Here is a 12,307-nt window from a genome sequence, read left to right as displayed (position 1 = left end):
ACAAAAATACCCGGGAACCATAAGACCGGGCAGAAGTAAGCGAAATAACAGAACAGATATCAGGAGGAGCTATGAGTACTATAAAAGAAGAAATCCACGCATTATCAGAAGAAATGCTTACCAATCTTGGAAAGCTGGTTGCAATTGATTCCCAGCTTGCTCCGGCAAAAGAGGGAATGCCATTTGGGGAAGGCCCTGCCAAAGCACTTGAGATGGGACTTCAGATCGCACAGGAGCTTGGCTTTAAGACTGTGAATCTGGACAATTACTGCGGTTATGCAGAGATGGGCGAGGGAGAGGAAATCGTCGGCATCGCAGGACACCTGGATATTGTTCCGGTAGGCGGTGACTGGACTTATGACCCATTTGTGCTGACACGCAAAGGGGACTACGTATACGGCAGAGGAACCACAGATGACAAAGGACCTGTGATCGAAGCCCTCTATGCAATGAAGCTTCTCCGTGATTCCGGTGTGAAGCTGAACAAGCGTGTCCGCCTGATTATGGGCTGCAACGAGGAGACTGGCTCCAAATGCATGAAGCATTATAATGAAGTAGCAGAAGAGCTGTCCTGCGGCTTTACTCCGGATGCCAATTTCCCATGTATCCACGGCGAAAAAGGGCATATGTCTATGATGGCATACTCCAAGAATACAAAGATCATTTCTATGAACGGCGGATTTGTTTCCAATGCAGTGTGCGACAACTGCACCACCGTGATTCCGGCAGAAGCAAGGCTGAAAGAGAAGCTTGAGGCTGCTTTTTCCCAGACAAAGCTTCAGGAATATAAAGTAACAGAAGAGAACGGAACCCTTACCATCTATGCCAAAGGAGTTCCTGCCCATGCAAGCACACCGGCACTTGGAATCAATGCAGCAGGCGTAACCTGCCAGTGCCTGGAAGAGGCTGGATTTGAAGATGACTTCGTGAAATTTTACAACAGCCACATTGGCACAGACTGTGACGGTTCCGGTGTAGGCCTGAAATTCGCAGACGAATACGGCGACCTTACCTTCTGCAACGGCATTGTGAAAACACAGGACGGCGTGATTTCCTGTACTATTGATATCCGTGTTCCGGTTACCTTAAAGGCAGACCAGGTGCGCGAAATGTGCCAGGGCAGACTGGAAGACGAGAACGGACGCATTGAGATCGGAACAATCGGCAATCCTCTGTTTTTCCCAAGAGAGTCTCCGCTTGTCAATGCACTGTACAAAGCATACGTGGATGTAACCGGTGACACCGAAAACAAGCCAATGGTAATCGGCGGCGGAACCTATGCTAAATCCCTGAAGAATATTATCGCATTCGGACCTGAGAAACTGGGTATTGATTACCACATCCATGGTGCTGACGAGTTTATTCTTGTATCCGGCATGGAAGAGGCAGTTCTGGTATATATGGAAGCGATTAAGAATCTTCTTGCCATCTAAAAAATTGGTTGAAAAACAAAATCTTTAATGCTATAATTTTCCAGGACTAATCCAGTTCACAATTAAATAATGGGCAAAGCAGTCGAAAGGCTGTGACGCAATATAGGGCCTGTGAAATGGCAGCCAGTTGCAGATACAAGATGATGCAGGGGAATACTATAGATTGGTCTATGGTATTCCTCTTTTTGGTTACCAGAGAAACCATGCAGCAATACAGGAGAGAAATATATTTATGTGGGAGAAAGACATCCAGCTTGAAGAACTGAATACCGAAAACTCTGCTTCCTATGAGGAAATCTGTGAGTGATATGTTCTGAGCCATGTACCGAAGAAAGACCAGGAAGGCCTGCTTGGGAAAATGGATTACGAAAAAGTAGCAGAGATTCTTTCCTACAAGCCAGAGTACAGCTTTACCTATGAGAGTATCATCGAGGAAAAAAGCACCTGTGCCAGATGAAATATATGCGTTTGGATGATGAACAGCATGTGCTTATGGGCTTTCGCATGGTGGACGATATTGTTGCAAATGAGAGAGAGCACAGGAAATCTCTGGCAAAGGCTGTGGCAGTGGCAGAACAGTCATACGCTGCCGCGGAGAATGCCAACAATTGCAGAGGCGCATCTTGACGATACCCAGAGAGTTCATGAATGCCTGATCACCACCAAGAAGCAGGAGCTTTTCATTGATATCTGCAATGTGATCCACGAGGACGTAGTGGGGGATTCCCTACGCCTTCAAAATTTCTGTTGGCCTGAAAGAGATTCCCTCCGGGTCTGCTTTTTACTCTGAATATGTTTTTACCTGCGAGGACAATGGATATGGAATGACGCCGGAGTTTGTGCAGCGCCTGTTTGTTCCTTTTGAGAGAGCAGAAGACGAGCGTCTGAAGGGCATTCAGGGAACCGGACTTGGAATGGTGATCACCAAGAATATTCTTCGGATGATGATCCAGCCACTTGTGAGAGCACTTCCCTGATCCTAGACAGCCTGGAAATTCAGAACCGCTATGTAACTACCGGACAGGAGGCCATCGACCTGGTCCGCTCTGCCAATGAGAAGAAGCGGCCTTTTGATATCTGTCTGATCGACTGGAAAATGCCGGATATGGACTGCATGGAGATCATCCGGCAGGCAAAGCGCTATGGCAGCAATGAAGGCGAAGATGATTTCCATGCGGGTAGGATAAGAAGAATAAAGACATTCATTTAGGCAGCCTTTGGGCGCTCAAATACACGGAAAGAAGAGGGGAAATTCATGAAGAAGATCAGGCAGATTCAGTTTCATGCAGGAAGCCAGGAGGAGTTGCTTCCGGATTTTGGGATGGATTTTCCTTATATTGCTTCAAGGGCAGAGCTGGATCAATATCCGGATCATTTTGTGCCCTGGCACTGGCATAAGGCCGTGGAGCTTTTTTATGTGGAAAGCGGGGAAGTGGAGTACAATCTCCCTAGTGGGAAAATCTGTTTTCCAGCAGGCAGCGGCGGACTTTTGAATTCTAATATTCTGCATGCTTCCAGAGGGATTTCATTGATCAATGAGAATGTTGAATTTTGCCATATCTTTGATGCGTCCCTGATTGCCGGCGGGCGCGGCAGCAGGATTGAAGAGAAATATGTACTGCCGCTTATTACAGTGCCGCAGGCGGAAATGATTGCATTATATCCGGGAAATCCGGTTCACCAGGAAATCCTGAAGATGATCCGGAATGCATTTGACATTTCCGAAAAGGAGTTTGGATTTGAAATTCATCTTCGGGCAGTGCTCTCTGAAATCTGGATTCGGATCTTCCAGCAGGCAGTTCCTCTTCTTGCACAGCCTCCCAAACTGCGCAAAAACAACGATAAAATCAAAGACCTGATGATCTATGTTCATCAGCACTATTCGGAAAAGCTGGTCATCTCCCAGCTGGCATCCGCAGTGTTCCTAAGCGAGCGGGAATGCTTCCGCATTTTCCAGGAATGCCTGCACATGACGCCCATGCAGTATATCCAGAACTATCGCCTCCAGATGGCCTGCCAGATGCTGGCGGAAACCCGCGCCTCCGTTACAGAGATCAGCCACGCCTGCGGCCTTGGAAGCAGCAGCTACTTCGGCAAGGTTTTCCGGGAATATATGAACTGCACTCCGGGAGAGTACAGGCAGAAGACGGAGCATAAATAGAGAGGAAATGTTATGTATCTATGGATCATAGCCGCTTTTACGGCTTACTTTATTAAGGGATTGTGCGGATTTGCAAATACGCTGGTGTTTACTTCGATTTTGAGCTTTGGCGCAGCCAATGCCAATATTTCGCCGGTGGAGCTGCTGATCGGGTATCCCACCAATTTTATCCTCACCTGGAAAAACAGGAAAAGCCTGGATTATAAGGTATATCTGCCGCTGGCAGCCCTTGTGCTGGCAGGCTGCATCCCGGGGGCTTTGCTTCTGAAAAATGCAGATGTAAGCAATATCAAGGTGATATTTGGCAATGTGGCAGTGCTCTTTGGGCTGGAAATGCTTTTTCGGGACAAGAAAAGGGTAGAGGGGAATCCGTTGTCCCAATCTTCGCCCAGGTCCAGGCTTACATTTGGAGCAGTTGGTTTGTTAGCTGGTGTTCTTTGCGGGCTATTTGGCGTTGGAGCACTTCTAGCAGTCTATGTGGACCGGGTGACGGACAGCGGAAGCGAGTTCAAGGCCAATATCAGCGCCGTATTTATTGCGGACAATACATTCCGGATTATTTTGTACAGTGCCCTTCATCTGCTTACCTTTGATACCCTAAAAAGTGCGCTTATGCTGATTCCTATTGCCATTCTGGGATTGTTTGCGGGAATGAAAAGCAGTTCCCTGCTGAAGGAAAAGACGGTACGGAGGATGATGGCAGTATTATTGATTCTGTCAGGTGTCTCACTGACACTGCAGAATATGTAGCAGTATGTGCCTGCCTGAAAAATGGCAGGATTTTAATACAAAATGGCAGAAAAAATGTATTGCAAAAATATAAAATGCACTATAATGATACTCGGGAGGATGAAATACAGGGGACGCAGCGATGCTGCATTTTTCATCCTCCTTACCTCTCAGAGTTCTGGATGAGGTTTGCAGATACAGAGTAACGGATTTTCGTATGTAGTGAGTGATGTCGCCGACAGGCGGCATTTTCGTTTCAGGAGGTACTTTATATGGAACCAGATCGTAAAACAGCAGAACAGGCATTAAAAGAAGCTTATCAGTCCAACCCCGGTGTATGGGTGGATCATTCCAGATATGTGGCACTGGCCTGCGAAAATATTGCACGCCGCTGTGCAGATCTGGATTCGGAGAAAGCATATATTCTAGAGCGTGGTTGGGAAAAGGCTGCCCAGATCTGTATTTCCCACGCATTTATGATCCAGGATATCCGCACCTCTATTGGCAAATTCGATGTCAGCGAGGAAGATTACCAGTTCATGGAACAGTTTGTGGATGTGACCATTCGGTACGGCGTTCATCTGGCTACCATAGACAGATGGAAAAAGATACTGGAAATAAAAGAATATTTTCAGGGGAAGATGGGCTGTTTCATTTATGAGGTACTTCCAGGAGTAGTGGAGAATAGCATGAAATGATAATATTGTTATGAATAAATTGTCCCAGGCATCTGCTGTACTTCCTGTAAAGTACATGCAGCCGCCTGGGATTTTTTATCAATGATTATGTTTTGGCGTAAGCCAGAGTATTTTGCTTAATTTTTTGAGCCAGCCGCTTTCAGCAGACTATGTCTGCAAATATACTGAAAAGTAATATAGAAAATAATTCCTTTCGCAACACTGGAAAGGGTTAGGGCCCACCAGATTCCATTCAGACCAAGGGAAGTGCCGGAAAGGATCAGTGCCAGCGGAATACGTATAACGGTAAGGGAAATGCTGATCACGCTGCAAAGCTGTGTCCTTCCAAGTCCGGAAAGTGCGCCAACGGTCATCATCTCGACGCTGAGCAGGATTTCAGAAAATCCGATGATCCGCAGATAATCAATAGAAAGCCGGACCACCTCCTCTTCATGGAAGAACAGCACGGAGATATACCTTGGGAAAAATACAAAGGCAATAGTGATTAGAGCTGTCCAGCACACCAGAAGCCGAAGGGAAATGCTGTATCCCTGTTTGATTCGGTCAACCTTCCTGGCTCCATAATTTTGTCCCATAAAAGCATTTAAAGCAGAACCAAAACCATCTGCTGTATTCCAGGAAAGAGACTCAATCTGTCCGCCAACACGCTGTACTGCGATTGCACCGGCGCCGAAACCGGAGACCATTCTGGTCAGGATCATAGAGATAATGCAGTAAATACTTCCCTGTAATGCAGTTGGGATTCCAATGCGGAATACACCTTTTACGTAAGAAAGTTCCGGCCTGGAAAGAAGCTGAATCTTTCGCAGAACATTGGAATCGCCATGATCGCAGATGATTCCGGTGATCAGAATCAGCAGAACCACGATCTGGGCGGTTACAGTTGCAGCGGCTGCTCCCACCACCTCCAGCCTTGGGAAAGGTCCTACGCCAAGTACCAGAAGAGGATCAAGGATCATGTTCAGAACCAGACCGAAAAAGTTGGCTTTCAGCGGTGTTTTGGAATCGCCCTGGGCTGTGAAAAGTCCGGTCAGCACCTGAGAAAGAAAGGAAAATAAAATCAGTCCGCAGGTGATGCGCATGTAAATTCTGGCGCTGTTGTAGGTTTCGGCATCTGTCAGGGTAAAGAACTTCAGCAGAGGACCTGTAAAGACCATACTGACTACAGTAACGAAAAGAGCGAAAAGTATGGTAAGCTGCAGAGCCGCCTGGGCAAAGCCAGCTGCAGATTTCCGGTCTCCTTTTCCAAGAGACTGGGCCATGTTTACCTGGCCGCCCATTCTCGTCAGGGAGGAAAATCCCTGGGAGAGCCATACGTACATGCCTCCTACGCCTACGCCAGCCACAGCCTTGGAGCCCAGCATCCCGATCCATGCCATGTCCGTAATGTTATATGCAGTGGAAAGGAAGGAAGATGCCATGATCGGCAGTGCCAGTTCTGCAAGAGTCCGTAAAATAGGACCGGATGTAAGATTTAATTGTTTGTTTTTCATGTTTTGTCCTTAGTTTATTTTATAGTGCAGTGTTTGGCGAAAAGTCAGCCAAGGGGAGTGTATGAGATGTCTCCTAAATTTTTCCAGTCAATGCGTTCCTTTTTATAGAAATACTCGCGCTCATGTTCCCCGATTTCCCGCAGCACACGGCAGGGATTGCCTACGGCCACCACATTCTCCGGAATGTCTTTTGTGACAACGCTGCCGGCACCGATGACAGAATTTTTCCCGATGGTAACACCAGGGACAATGACAGTTCCCGCACCTATCCATACATTTTCGCAGATATGGACTGGCTTATTGTACTGCATGGCTTTTTCGCGAAGTCCTGGATCGATGGGGTGGTTCGCTGTGGCAATGGTTACATTAGGCCCGAACATGACTTTGTCATCAATATAAATGTCCCCATCGTCCACCAGTGTGAGATTGAAATTGGCATACACACCGTTTCCGAAATGAACATTTTTTCCACCCCAGTTTGCACGAAATGGAAGCTCAATATAGCAGTTCTCTCCGCACTCGGCAAACATTTCTTTCATATAGCGCTCTTTTTCTGCAAACTGTGAAGGCTTCAGCTGATTAAACTCCCACAGCTTATCCATATACACAAACTGATCTCCCGTGATCTCCGGAAGATTAGGATTATAGATCAGCCCCTGCTCCATACGCTCTTTATGATTCATCTGATTTCCCTCCAAAAAAGAATTGTAAAGTGTTACTATTATAGCATAGAAAATGAAACAATGTGAAAAAATTATGAATTTCCCTATGTTTGCTTGACACTTGCACAATTGAATGTTATATTACGAATAGAACAAGAAAAATGATTTCCCCGGGAGTGATTCCGGGGAATTTGTGTAGGTTGAATTTGAGGAGTCAGAGGTGACCAATATGGGAGCAAAGAGAGATTATTATGAAGTGCTGGGAATTAACCGCAGCGCGGACAAAGATACAATAAAGAAAGCCTATCGTAAGATGGCGAAGAAATATCATCCTGATTCAAACGCAGGAAATGCAGATGCAGAAGAGAAATTCAAGGAAGTTACAGAAGCCTATAACGTGCTCAGTGACCCGGAGAAAAAGAAATTGTATGACCAGTTCGGCCATGCGGCATTTGAAGAAGGCGGCGGAGCAGGATATGGTGCCGGAGACTTTAACCAGTCAGGTTTTAACAGTTCTGGTTTCGGTGGTTTTGGCGGCTTTGGAAAAGGCCAGAGCGGTGCTTACAGAAGCCCGGACGGCAGCTATCAGGAATACCATTTTGAAGGCGGTGACATGGACGACATTCTGAAGAATCTGTTTGGAGGCGGCTTCGGAGGAAGCACATTCGGCCACGGCAGTTCCGCTCATGGCTTCGGCGGACACGGCTTTGGAGGTTCCGGCTTCGGAAGCCAGTTTGGCAGCGGCAGCTACCAGCAGAAAGGCCAGGATCTGAATGCGGAGATTTCCATCAGCTTCGACGAAGCGGCTCTTGGCTGCGACAAGCTGATCAATCTTTCCGACGCTGACGGAAAGGGCAAACAGACCCTGAAGGTTCACATCCCCGCAGGAATCGACAATGGAAAGAGCATCCGCTTAAGAGGCAAAGGTAACCCAGGCTATGGCGGTGCCCCGGCAGGTGACCTGCTTCTGAAGGTACATGTTGGAGAAAGAGCCGGATTTGAACGAAAAGGCGCAGACATTTACACCACTGTAAATATCCCGTTTCTGACAGCCGCTCTTGGCGGAGAAGCCAGAGTTCAGACCTTAAGCGGTCAGGTAATGTGCCGTATCCCGGAAGGTACCCAGTCCGGCAGCAAGATCCGTCTGAGAGGCAAAGGCATTCAGGTTATGGGCAAAGCCGGAGTCTACGGAGATCTGTACGTAACAATCCAGGTTCAGGTACCAAGAAATTTAAGTGAAGAATCCAAGAGGAAACTCCATGAATTTGACGCCAGCACCAGGATGACTGGAGCGAGAAATTCCCGGACAGCCTGAAAATAAAAAGAACATAAAAGAATAGCTTTGAAAAAGCAGTTTGCAAGTATGAGGAAAAGGCAATACAGCAGAATAAATGATGCTGTAAAAAATGCCAAACTTCACTATGCAAGCTGTTTTTTTATACCTTGACAATAATCCGAAATAGGACTATACTGCAAATAATCCGATTTCGGATTATTTTATCAAACCAAAGAAAAACTTCTTCGCAATCAGAAAGGGGAAAACAGATGGAAGAAATGACTTTCGAAGAATTTTCCAGAGAAGTGAACAATATTTACAAAAAAAACTGTGAAGTCTACTATAAGCTGGCATCGCACTTCGGAATGACAGAAACTATGTTCGATATTCTGTATTTTGTTCGGGAAAATGATGGCGGCTATACTCAGGTGCAGCTTTGTGAAAGCCTGCATCTCAGAAAGCAGACAGTAAACAGTGCATTAAAAAAGCTGGAAAAGGATGGCGTAATCTGTTTATCACAGGATTCTGGAAACAAGAAGAGCAAAACCATCCATTTTACTGAGAAAGGAAAAGAACTGGCGCAAAGTACAGTAGACCCGATTTTTGAGCTGGAACAAAGAGCATTTAAAAGACTTACATCCCAGGAAAGAGAAAATGTCCTTTATTACGGATATAGACATATTGACATACTGGAAGATGAAATGAAAAAGCTTCTGGAAAGAAATAAGAAAAAACAATAAGGAGAAATTTTATTTATGCAGATCAGATTATCCGATCATTTTACCTACAGCCGCTTGCTGCGTTTTACGCTGCCCTCTGTGGTTACGATGATCGTTGCCTCCATTTACAGCGTGGTAGATGGATTGTTTGTATCCAATCTTGTGGGAGCTATGGCACTTTCCGCAATTAACATTGCATTCCCGGTCGCCATGATTATCGGAGCTGTTGGATTTATGTTGGGAACGGGAGGCAGTGCACTGGTAGCCAAAACACTTGGAGAAGGGAAAAAGGAGCTGGCAAATCAGTATTTTTCCATGTTGATTTACAGTATTATAGGAATCGGTGCAATACTGACGGTAATTATTCTTATTTTTGTCCGTCCTATTATGCGCCTTGCAGGAGCCAGCGACCTTCTTATGGAAAGCAGTGTGACTTATGGGACTATCCTGATTAGTGGAAGTGTACCATTTATGCTGCAAGTCAGCTTCCAGAATTTCTTTGTGGTAAATGAAAAGCCTGTTCTTGGACTGGTGCTGTCCATTGCATCCGGCGTTACCAATATGGTGCTGGATTATGTATTTATTGCTGTGCTGAAAATGGGAGTAGCTGGTGCCGGGCTGGCAACGGTTATGGGATATGTGGTTGGCGGTGCAATTCCTCTGCTTTATTTTGCAAAGAAGAGAGAACATGGTCTGCAGCTGACCAGAACCAGATTTTATGGAAAACAGCTTCTTCAGGCTGCTTCCAATGGCTCCTCAGAACTTCTCAGCAATATTTCTGCTTCCCTGATCAGTATTTTATATAATATCCAGCTGATGAAAGTAATCGGGGAAATGGGAGTTGCGGCTTATTCTGTTATGATGTATGTAGATTTTGTTTTCCTAGCGGCATTTCTTGGTTTTTCATCAGGAAGTGCTCCAGTGGTCAGCTACCAGTATGGTGCGGGAAATCATAAAGAGTTAAAAAGCGTATTCCGAAAAAGTATCACGATCATTGGCATTACATCCGTGATCATGGTTGTAGTTTCTGAAGCTATCAGTTATCCGTTGTCAGCTGTTTTCGTGGGTTATGACAAAGAACTTCTGAATATGACTGTTCATGGCTTTCGGATTTTCGCACTGGGATATTTGTTAAGCGGAATTAATATTTATGCATCCTCTTTTTTCACTGCGCTGTGTAATGGTCCGCTGTCCGCATTCTTGTCTTTCACAAGAACCCTGATTTTTAGAGGAGGGATGGTATTGCTGCTTCCTGCTGTGCTGGGAATGGATGGAATCTGGGGTGCTATTGTAGTTGCAGAGGGACTGGGCATGGTATGTTCCCTGATCTGTTTTGTGAAAAACAGGAAAAAATATCATTATTAGGAAAAAATGCCATATTTCTTGAAAATTTAATATTGATTCTGTATGATGAAATGTGCCATGATACAAACAAGTATGTCAAACTGCGAAAGCTGCGGCGTCTGCAGCGGACATAGGGAAAGAATCAGGATTATGTTTCAGGATATTATGGAGGGAAAAATGGGAATTCAAAGAGAATGCGGCGTGCTGCTTCCAATCAGCAGCCTGCCGTCAAAATATGGAATTGGATGTTTTTCAAAAAGTGCTTATGAGTTTGTAGACCAGTTAAAGGCAGCAGGACAGGGCTGCTGGCAGATTCTGCCTCTTGGCCCTACCAGCTATGGGGATTCACCTTATCAGTCCTTCTCTACTTTTGCAGGAAATCCTTATTTCATCAGTCTTGAGGATCTGATTGAGGAAGGGGTTCTGACAAAGAAGGAATGCGATGCTGTGGATTTCGGATCCAGAGCAGATGATGTGGATTATGAGAAAATCTACAAGGGACGCTATAAGCTTCTTCGCAAGGCTTATGAGAGAAGCGATATCTCAAAGAATCCGGAGTTTGTCAGATTCCAGCAGGAGCAGGCACACTGGCTTGGTGATTATGCGCTTTTTATGGCAGTGAAGGATCGCTTCGGAGGAATTCCGTGGACCGAATGGGCGGAGGATATCCGTCTTCGCTGGAACAATGCGCTGGATTATTACAGAAGAGAGCTTTATTTCGAAATTGAATTTCAGGAATATATGCAGTTTAAATTCTATGAGCAGTGGGCGAAATTAAAAGCCTATGCAAACAAAAAAGGTATCCGTATTATCGGAGATATTCCCATCTATGTTGCCATGGACAGTGCAGATACCTGGGCGAATCCGGGACTTTTCAAGCTGGATGAGAACAATGAGCCTACACAGGTAGCAGGATGCCCGCCAGATGGATTTTCCGCAACAGGACAGCTCTGGGGCAATCCGCTGTACAGATGGGATGTGCACAGGAATACAGGCTTTGAGTGGTGGATGAAGCGTCTGGCGCACTGCTTTAATATGTATGATGTTGTCCGTATCGATCATTTCCGCGGTTTTGATGAATATTATGCAATTCCGTATGGAGATAAGACTGCGGAGCGCGGCTGGTGGGAAAAAGGACCTGGAATGGATCTGTTCCGCACCGTTTCCCAGAGACTGGGACAAAAAGACATTATTGCAGAGGATCTTGGCTTTATGACAGATTCTGTGAAGCGTCTTGTGGAGGAGAGCGGATATCCCAATATGAAGGTAATCGAGTTCGCTTTTGATGCCCGCGATACCGGAAATGCCAGCGATTATCTGCCGCATAATTATACAAACAACTGTGTGGTTTATACCGGAACTCATGACAATGAAACTCTTCTTGGCTGGTACAGTGATATTACGCCTGAGGAGCGTCATATGGTTCGTGAATATCTGTGGAATTTCCATGATGATGAGAAGGGAATCTGCAGAAACATGATCCGTCTGGTAATGGGAAGTGCGGCGGGAAGATGTATCATTCCAATCCAGGATTATCTGCAGCTGGATAATACGGCCCGGATCAACCAGCCGTCCACACTTGGTATCAACTGGAAATGGCGTCTGACAGAAGGCCAGTTTACAAAGGAACTGCAAAAAGAAATGCTGGCTCTTGTCACCAGATTCGGAAGAAGAAACTGGACTCCGGATCCTGTGGAAGAAGAGGATGAAGAAAAAGAGGAAGCTTAAGTGCTGCTGGACACGGAGTGAATAGTAATGCCTGAACTGCTTTAGGGCATGTTTGAAAAAGCTT

15 protein-coding genes and 1 riboswitch are annotated in these 12,307 nt (G+C 45.8%); of the genes, 13 read left to right on the top strand and 2 right to left on the bottom strand.

The features are described 5' to 3' along the window. The first annotated feature begins 71 nt into the window (after nucleotides 1-71). The 9 genes from OCV70_RS04385 to OCV70_RS04350 all read left to right on the top strand — a co-directional run bounded on the left by OCV70_RS04385 (nucleotide 72) and on the right by OCV70_RS04350 (nucleotide 5,021). Nucleotides 72-1,433, top strand: a complete 1,362-nt coding sequence (locus tag OCV70_RS04385) for a M20 family metallopeptidase (protein WP_173765283.1) — start codon at nucleotides 72-74, stop codon at nucleotides 1,431-1,433. A 62-nt stretch (nucleotides 1,434-1,495) separates the two neighbouring features. Then, nucleotides 1,496-1,568: riboswitch (cyclic di-GMP riboswitch) on the top strand. Between the two features lie 28 nt (nucleotides 1,569-1,596). Further along, nucleotides 1,597-1,740, top strand: a complete 144-nt coding sequence (locus OCV70_RS04380) for a hypothetical protein (RefSeq protein WP_173765285.1) — start codon at nucleotides 1,597-1,599, stop codon at nucleotides 1,738-1,740. A 146-nt stretch (nucleotides 1,741-1,886) separates the two neighbouring features. Then, nucleotides 1,887-2,060, top strand: a complete 174-nt coding sequence (locus OCV70_RS04375; RefSeq protein ID WP_021925107.1) for a hypothetical protein — start codon at nucleotides 1,887-1,889, stop codon at nucleotides 2,058-2,060. Next, nucleotides 2,032-2,223 (top strand): hypothetical protein, encoded by a 192-nt coding sequence (locus OCV70_RS04370; protein WP_147343010.1) that lies wholly within the window; start codon nucleotides 2,032-2,034, stop codon nucleotides 2,221-2,223. Before OCV70_RS04375 ends, OCV70_RS04370 begins: the two co-directional genes overlap by 29 nt. Continuing rightward, nucleotides 2,156-2,410, top strand: a complete 255-nt coding sequence (locus tag OCV70_RS04365; protein WP_173765349.1) for a sensor histidine kinase — start codon at nucleotides 2,156-2,158, stop codon at nucleotides 2,408-2,410. Before OCV70_RS04370 ends, OCV70_RS04365 begins: the two co-directional genes overlap by 68 nt. Then, entirely contained in the window at nucleotides 2,407-2,643 is a 237-nt protein-coding gene (locus OCV70_RS20080) for a response regulator (RefSeq protein ID WP_117853282.1), read from the top strand. The genes OCV70_RS04365 and OCV70_RS20080 overlap by 4 nt, the downstream gene beginning before the upstream one ends. Before the next feature lie 45 nt (nucleotides 2,644-2,688). Next, nucleotides 2,689-3,594 (top strand): AraC family transcriptional regulator, encoded by a 906-nt coding sequence (locus OCV70_RS04360; RefSeq protein ID WP_173765287.1) that lies wholly within the window; start codon nucleotides 2,689-2,691, stop codon nucleotides 3,592-3,594. A gap of 12 nt (nucleotides 3,595-3,606) precedes the next feature. After that, complete coding sequence (locus OCV70_RS04355; RefSeq protein WP_173765289.1) at nucleotides 3,607-4,344, top strand: sulfite exporter TauE/SafE family protein; 738 nt, start codon at nucleotides 3,607-3,609, stop codon at nucleotides 4,342-4,344. Between the two features lie 251 nt (nucleotides 4,345-4,595). Beyond that, nucleotides 4,596-5,021 carry a phosphohydrolase gene (locus OCV70_RS04350; protein WP_173765291.1) on the top strand — a complete coding sequence of 142 codons (426 nt, stop codon included), beginning with the start codon at nucleotides 4,596-4,598 and terminating at the stop codon, nucleotides 5,019-5,021. A 116-nt stretch (nucleotides 5,022-5,137) separates the two neighbouring features. Here OCV70_RS04350 and OCV70_RS04345 read toward each other — a convergent pair whose 3' ends face one another. Further along, nucleotides 5,138-6,514: an MATE family efflux transporter gene (locus OCV70_RS04345; protein WP_173765293.1), complete on the bottom strand. Its 1,377-nt coding sequence runs from the start codon at nucleotides 6,512-6,514 to the stop codon at nucleotides 5,138-5,140. Between the two features lie 44 nt (nucleotides 6,515-6,558). After that, entirely contained in the window at nucleotides 6,559-7,197 is a 639-nt protein-coding gene (locus OCV70_RS04340) for a sugar O-acetyltransferase (RefSeq protein ID WP_262579275.1), read from the bottom strand. A 208-nt stretch (nucleotides 7,198-7,405) separates the two neighbouring features. Between OCV70_RS04340 and OCV70_RS04335 the strand changes: the two genes are divergently transcribed. The 4 genes from OCV70_RS04335 to malQ all read left to right on the top strand — a co-directional run bounded on the left by OCV70_RS04335 (nucleotide 7,406) and on the right by malQ (nucleotide 12,243). Next, nucleotides 7,406-8,491 (top strand): DnaJ C-terminal domain-containing protein, encoded by a 1,086-nt coding sequence (locus OCV70_RS04335; protein WP_021925114.1) that lies wholly within the window; start codon nucleotides 7,406-7,408, stop codon nucleotides 8,489-8,491. 230 nt (nucleotides 8,492-8,721) lie between these two features. Next, nucleotides 8,722-9,192, top strand: a complete 471-nt coding sequence (locus tag OCV70_RS04330) for a MarR family winged helix-turn-helix transcriptional regulator (RefSeq protein WP_021925115.1) — start codon at nucleotides 8,722-8,724, stop codon at nucleotides 9,190-9,192. Between the two features lie 15 nt (nucleotides 9,193-9,207). Continuing rightward, nucleotides 9,208-10,536, top strand: a complete 1,329-nt coding sequence (locus tag OCV70_RS04325) for an MATE family efflux transporter (RefSeq protein ID WP_021925116.1) — start codon at nucleotides 9,208-9,210, stop codon at nucleotides 10,534-10,536. 162 nt (nucleotides 10,537-10,698) lie between these two features. Then, nucleotides 10,699-12,243: a 4-alpha-glucanotransferase gene (malQ, locus tag OCV70_RS04320; protein ID WP_117853365.1), complete on the top strand. Its 1,545-nt coding sequence runs from the start codon at nucleotides 10,699-10,701 to the stop codon at nucleotides 12,241-12,243. The last annotated feature ends 64 nt before the right edge of the window (nucleotides 12,244-12,307 follow it).

Origin of the sequence: Blautia acetigignens (genome assembly GCF_025566865.1) — a bacterium.
GTDB lineage: Bacteria > Bacillota > Clostridia > Lachnospirales > Lachnospiraceae > Blautia_A > Blautia_A acetigignens.
This window is presented reverse-complemented; position numbering and strand designations above follow the sequence as displayed.

Bases quoted from the DNA above. Each gene is read 5' to 3' on its own strand.
- OCV70_RS04345 (WP_173765293.1), bottom strand. From the start codon at position 6,514: ATGAAAAACAAACAATTAAATCTTACATCCGGTCCTATTTTACGGACT.
- OCV70_RS04330 (WP_021925115.1), top strand. From the start codon at position 8,722: ATGGAAGAAATGACTTTCGAAGAATTTTCCAGAGAAGTGAACAATATT.
- OCV70_RS04355 (WP_173765289.1), top strand. From the start codon at position 3,607: ATGTATCTATGGATCATAGCCGCTTTTACGGCTTACTTTATTAAGGGA.
- OCV70_RS04360 (WP_173765287.1), top strand. From the start codon at position 2,689: ATGAAGAAGATCAGGCAGATTCAGTTTCATGCAGGAAGCCAGGAGGAG.
- OCV70_RS04385 (WP_173765283.1), top strand. From the start codon at position 72: ATGAGTACTATAAAAGAAGAAATCCACGCATTATCAGAAGAAATGCTT.
- OCV70_RS04325 (WP_021925116.1), top strand. From the start codon at position 9,208: ATGCAGATCAGATTATCCGATCATTTTACCTACAGCCGCTTGCTGCGT.
- OCV70_RS04335 (WP_021925114.1), top strand. From the start codon at position 7,406: ATGGGAGCAAAGAGAGATTATTATGAAGTGCTGGGAATTAACCGCAGC.
- OCV70_RS04370 (WP_147343010.1), top strand. From the start codon at position 2,032: ATGCCAACAATTGCAGAGGCGCATCTTGACGATACCCAGAGAGTTCAT.
- OCV70_RS04350 (WP_173765291.1), top strand. From the start codon at position 4,596: ATGGAACCAGATCGTAAAACAGCAGAACAGGCATTAAAAGAAGCTTAT.
- OCV70_RS04340 (WP_262579275.1), bottom strand. From the start codon at position 7,197: ATGAATCATAAAGAGCGTATGGAGCAGGGGCTGATCTATAATCCTAAT.
- OCV70_RS04375 (WP_021925107.1), top strand. From the start codon at position 1,887: ATGAAATATATGCGTTTGGATGATGAACAGCATGTGCTTATGGGCTTT.